The following is a 5,125-nucleotide window of genomic DNA, read 5'->3' as shown; positions in this document are numbered from 1 at the left end:
CGTCGCCACAGCCCCCAGAGACACTCACACCCCGCAACAATTACCCAACCTCACAAATCGACGCCGGGAATGGCTCACTGAAGTTTTTTCATAGGTGTTCACTCGTGAAACACTGCGTCAGCTGTCGATCATGCTGCGGTTTTATGTTTCATGGGTTGTTTCAAATAACTGGACGGCTGAAACACCCTCATGAAACAGTATGGGCTCGTGAGCGACGACTTCAAGCGCGTGGAATCGCACGCCTGCCCGATGTCCACCTGCACGGTCCCCGCAGGCTCGCCGTGCCGGACCGGCAAGGGCAAGGTGGCCGTCCAGTACCACACCGCCCGCTATCCGGCTCGTGCCCCAGCTCGCCAAGGTGCCCAGCGTGCCGACACCCGCCGTGCGCAAGCCCGGCTCAGTGTGGACCGAGCTGCCCCGGCCTGTGAGCGCCAGCACCGAGCCGGTCGGCCACGTCCGCCTCGGGTACGCACGGGCCTCGACCGCAAGGCAGTCCCTCGACGCGCAGCTGGGCTCCCTCGCCGAAACCGGGGTCACCCGGGTCTTCTCGGAGAAGATCTCCACCCGCACCACCAAGCGCCCCGAACTGGAGGCCGCCGTCAAACTCGCCGGAGAGATCCGCTCCTCAGGCGTCCGCGTCGCCCTCGTCGTCCACGAACACAAACGGCTCGGCCGCGGCATCGAACTCGCCATGCTCGCCGAGGAGCTGAAAGTGGGCGACGTCGGGCTGGAGTTCCTCACCGGGGAGCTGAAGGGCTCGCACGATCCCTCCGGCATTGTCTTCACCGTGCTGGCGACCATGTCCGGCATGGAACGCGAGTACATCCGCGACCGCGCCCTGGAAGGTCACGAGTCCGCCCGTAAGCGCGGCAAGACCATCGGCGGCGCCGGCGTCACCGACAACGACATGCTGTCCATGGCCCTCCACCTGCGCGGCCAGGAACTGAGTCTGCGCGACATCGCCAAGCGGCTCGTCATCACCACGGGTGCGAAGAAGGGCCAGCACCCCTCGCCCGCGACCGTCATGCGGATGCTGCGCGAGCACGACGAACAGACCATCCGGTCTTCGGAGGCGTAGGGGACGCCTCCGGCGACAGGCAAGATTATTCCTCAGCGTTCAATCCAGCGGCATTACCGGCGGGACCCCGTCGAAGGCCGGCCTTCGACGTGCTCAGTGCGCCGCGCGCACCGCCGAGACCAGTCCGCCGGTGCCCTCGTCCTGCTGCGATGGGGTGAGCACCGGACGCCCGTAGGCCACGGCGCGCTCACGCAGGGTGAAGGTCTACGTCTCCCAGCCGAGGCCGTCCAGCCAGCCGACCGGGTCCGCCGGCATCTCTGAGACCCACATCGACGCTGCCGATCCCGCAGCGGCGTCCCCGCGGAAGCGTTCGACCACACCGCGCGTGCCCAGTGTCAGGCCCATCCTGCTGCCTGTGGCGGACAGCGCGCCGACCCGTTCGAGCAGCGACTGCACCGCGTCCTCGGGCAGATAGATCAGCAGTCCCTCGGCGATCCACACCGTCGGCTGCGCCGGATCGTGCCCGGCGGCGGCCAGGGCGCCGGGCCAGTCCTCGCGCAGGTCGACCGGGACGGTGATCCGCTCGCAGCGCGCAACGGCCCGCTCCTGACGCAGCACCGAGGCCTTGAATCCCAGCGGTTCGGCCGTGTCGACCTCGAACAGCCGGGTCCCCGCAGGCCAGTCCATCCGGAAGGCCCTGCTGTCCATCCCGGCTCCGAGCGCGGGGGCGGCGGCGTCCCGGGGCCTCTTCCGCCGGCCGTGGCGAAGGCCAGCGCCAGCGGGTCCCGGAACAGCGGCTGCTCGCGTGCCGTCTCCATCGCCCTCACCCGGGCCACGCCCACGGCTGTGGCCCACACCCCGGACGGCTCGACCCGGCCCGCCGCATCAGCCATGCGTTCAGCCTAGGCCGCCGGGGCGTCACACCGGCGCGGTGGGAAACAGCGCTCCGGAGGCCAGGTCCAACCTAATGGCGACGACGTCCTTGGGCGGGGTGAGGTCCAAAGGCAACCCGCGCTGGCCTCTACCAGCGGGGAAACAAGGACGTGGCACGTCTCGTTCGTATTCCGGCCCCACCCCTACCAGGGTGAGCGGCGCGCGCAGGCCGAGGGATGCCGGCCGGGAAGGTGCGGGCAGGGTTTCGGTGCTGGTGAGCAGATGACACAGGACCCCGGGGACCCTTCACGCCCCGGGTGGTGGGGCACTCCCGTCGCGGAGGGAATTCCTGGCGGTAGTCGTCACCGAGCTCGCCGGGGGAACTCCTGCGCGGTGCACAGCGCCGCGGTGAGCATCGTGAATTGGGTCCCGACGGTCCCACCGGAGGCTACTTCGACGCCGACGGAACCCTGCCCTGGTGAGCACAGGCGGCCGCCTGATCACCGAACCAGCTGCTGAGTAGCCGCAGGGACTCACTCGTCGGTGAGCTCGGTTCGACCAGCCGGGGAACTCCGGCGAACGCAGGGTGAGCTCCCCGACGAGGTCGGCGAGCTGGCGGTCGTGCGGGTGGCGACCGGCCTCCAGTTCGGCGGCGCGGACCTACTGGTCAACAACGCCGGCGTCATGCTGCCCGCCCCGATCGAGCAACTGCGCGCCGACCAGTGACGTCACCAGATCGACCTCAACATCACCGGGCTGATGAACATCATCGGCAGCCACCCCGCCACCTGCGGGCGGACCATCGGCTCCCTCGCGACGCTGCCGCCCGGGGTCAACCTCCAGCAGATCACCATCATGCCCACCGGCCAGACCACCTGACCCGCCCGAATCGGAAACTCAGATCGTCCGCAATTCAGACCGTCCGCTCGGGGAGCGAGGCGGCGCGGGACCGCCGGGAACGGCGACCACCCGGTGCTTCACCGCCGCCGCGGCGTGGCTCGCCGGCTGCCCGGTCTGCGCCCAGGTCACGGGAGATGCCGCACGGATCGTCGTGCGGGGGGGTGCACGGCTCGCACTCGGACTCGATCGTCACGTGGGTGATGGCGTACCGCTCGGCGAGCATCGCCTTGATCCCATCCGACACCGCCCGCGCCTGCGCGAGGCTGGGATGACCGTCCTGCGCACCGGCGAGATGACCCAGCTCCAGATGCACCGACGCGGCGAACACCCGGTCGGACAGGCTCCACACATGCAGGTCGTGCACGTCGAGGACATGGGTGTCGCGCAGGATGTCCGCGCGCACCGCGGCGACGTCCAGGCTTTCCGGCGTCGACTCCAGCAGCACCCGCGACGCGCTGACCAGCAGCTTCACTCCCTGCCCGGCGATCAGCACGGCGATCAGCAGCGACACCAGCGGGTCCAGCCAGTACCAGCCGCCGACCAGCCAGATCACCAGGCCCGACGCGGCGACCGCCACCGACACCGCCGCGTCCCCGGCCAGGTGCAGCACGGCCGCGCGGATGTTCAGGTCGGCGTCGCGTTCGTGGATGACCAGAGCGCTCGCCGCGTTGACGACCGCGGCCGCCAGCGCGACGGCGACGACCACCGGGCCGTCGACCGAACCGTGTTCGCCGAGGCGGCGCAACGACTCGACCGCCAGCAGAGCCGTCACCACCAGCACCGCCGCGGCGTTCGCCTGCGCGGCGAGCACCGGCCAACGCACCCCGCCGAACGTGCGCCGCGCCGACGGCGGACGCCGCGACAACGTCAACGCCACCAGCGCAAGCACCACCCCGGCCGTGTCGGTCAGGTTGTGCCCGGCGTCGGCGAGCAGGCCGACGGACCCTGCGGCGAAGCCGGCCACCGCCTGCCCGACGACGATCGCGAGATTCAACCCCGCCGCCAGCCACAACCGTCGCCGCTGACGCACACTCCCCCGCCCCGCCGCCACCCCATGCCCGTGGCCGTCGTGCCCGTGGCCGTCGTGGTCGGACGCCGTCATGGCTTGCTCACACCTGCCAGGGAGGCTTCGGCGGGTATGCCCACCCCGGCCCCCGCCGGCCCCACCGAGGCCGCGACGACCGGTTCCACCGCCGCCGGTTCCACCGCCGCCCGGACGGCGCCGCCGGGGTGCACGTGCTCGGTGTCGACGGCGAGGACGACGTCGAGCAGGTCGTCCAACGCGTGGCGAAGCTTGTCGTCGGCGAGCTCGTAACGCTGGCGACGACCCTCCGGGGTGGCGACGACCAGCCCGCAGCCGCGCAGGCAGGCGAGATGGTTGGACAGGTTCGTGCGGCCCACGCCGAGGGTCTCGACCAGCTCCGACGGGTAGGCCGCGCCGGCCCGCAGCACCAGCAGCAGCCTGGCCCGCGTCGGGTCGGACAGCGCGTGACCGAACCGGGCGAGCACCTCAGCCTGAGAAGCGACCTTGACCATTCCCCAACAGTACAGCGAACGCTGACATCAGCCAATCGTGACCTGTTGCCTCCCCGTGGCGGGCCACAGGTCCCGGCGCCCACCGCCGTCGGACCCTTCCGCCGGGCCCCAGCCGGCGCCGGGGTCAGTCGTCGAACAGGGCACTGACGGACTCGCCGTTGTGGATGCGGCGGATCGCCTCGGCCAGCGGCGGGGCGACCGTGAGCACCTCCAGCTTCGGCATCCGGTCCCCCAGCGGGATCGGCACCGTGTTCGTGCACACGATCTCCACCACCTCCGGCTGGTCGGAGATCCGCTTGAGCGCCCCGCCGGAGAACAGCCCGTGCGTACGCGCCACCCGCACCGAGCGCACGTCGAGCTCCCGCAGCCGCTCGAGCAGCTCCAACACCGTGCTGCCCTTGGCGATCTCATCGTCGAGGACGATGACGTCGCGGCCGGCCACATCCCCGATGACGGTGCTGATGCTCACCCGGTCGTCGGCGAAACGCTGCTGCACCCCGAGCATCCGCGCGAACGCCGCCGCCTCTTTGGCGTTACCGAGGTCCGGTGACACCACCGTCGTGTTCGACAGGTCGTGGCGGCGGAAGTGCTTGGCCAGCTCCCGCAGCGTGTGCAGATGATCGACGGGGACACTGAAGAAACCGTGCACCTGCGGGGAGTGCAGGGTCATCGCCAGCACCCGGCTCGCCCCAGCAGCCACCAGCAGGTCCGCGACGAGCGGACCACCGATCGAGATCCGCGGCGCGTCCTTCTTGTCCGAGCGGGCGTAGGCATAGTGCGGCAGCACCACCGTTGTAC

At 70.5% G+C, this 5,125-nt stretch carries 6 protein-coding genes and 1 pseudogene; 2 read left to right on the top strand and 5 right to left on the bottom strand.

The genetic code is table 11. The annotated features are described in order from the left end of the window. Positions 1–189: 189 nt before the first annotated feature. Positions 190–309, top strand: a pseudogene (locus G6R25_RS30945) (zinc finger domain-containing protein); the annotation flags it as partial. A 58-nt stretch (positions 310–367) separates the two neighbouring features. Continuing rightward, positions 368–1,078, top strand: a complete 711-nt coding sequence (locus G6R25_RS21260; protein ID WP_205447314.1) for a recombinase family protein — start codon at positions 368–370, stop codon at positions 1,076–1,078. A 204-nt stretch (positions 1,079–1,282) separates the two neighbouring features. Here the strand turns inward: G6R25_RS21260 and G6R25_RS32025 are convergent, their stop codons facing one another. From G6R25_RS32025 to G6R25_RS21230, 5 genes are all read right to left on the bottom strand, one after another. Continuing rightward, positions 1,283–1,726: an SAM-dependent methyltransferase gene (locus G6R25_RS32025; RefSeq protein ID WP_235949345.1), complete on the bottom strand. Its 444-nt coding sequence runs from the start codon at positions 1,724–1,726 to the stop codon at positions 1,283–1,285. Between the two features lie 471 nt (positions 1,727–2,197). Then, positions 2,198–2,536: an MmyB family transcriptional regulator gene (locus G6R25_RS28170; protein WP_235949347.1), complete on the bottom strand. Its 339-nt coding sequence runs from the start codon at positions 2,534–2,536 to the stop codon at positions 2,198–2,200. 268 nt (positions 2,537–2,804) lie between these two features. Continuing rightward, the gene (locus G6R25_RS21240; protein ID WP_235949344.1) at positions 2,805–3,893 is read right to left on the bottom strand and encodes a cation diffusion facilitator family transporter; all 1,089 of its coding nucleotides are present in this window, start codon (positions 3,891–3,893) and stop codon (positions 2,805–2,807) included. Then, positions 3,890–4,327: an ArsR/SmtB family transcription factor gene (locus G6R25_RS21235; protein ID WP_163554327.1), complete on the bottom strand. Its 438-nt coding sequence runs from the start codon at positions 4,325–4,327 to the stop codon at positions 3,890–3,892. Before G6R25_RS21235 ends, G6R25_RS21240 begins: the two co-directional genes overlap by 4 nt. Positions 4,328–4,451: 124 nt before the next feature. Continuing rightward, positions 4,452–5,125, bottom strand: a 674-nt coding sequence (locus tag G6R25_RS21230) for a ribose-phosphate diphosphokinase (RefSeq protein ID WP_163554326.1), incomplete at its 5' end; no start/stop codon positions are given.

The sequence above is a fragment of the Candidatus Frankia alpina genome, assembly GCF_902806485.1.
Lineage (GTDB): Bacteria > Actinomycetota > Actinomycetes > Frankiales > Frankiaceae > Frankia > Frankia alpina.
Note: the sequence above shows the minus strand (reverse complement) of the source record. Positions and strands in the feature narration are given on the sequence as shown.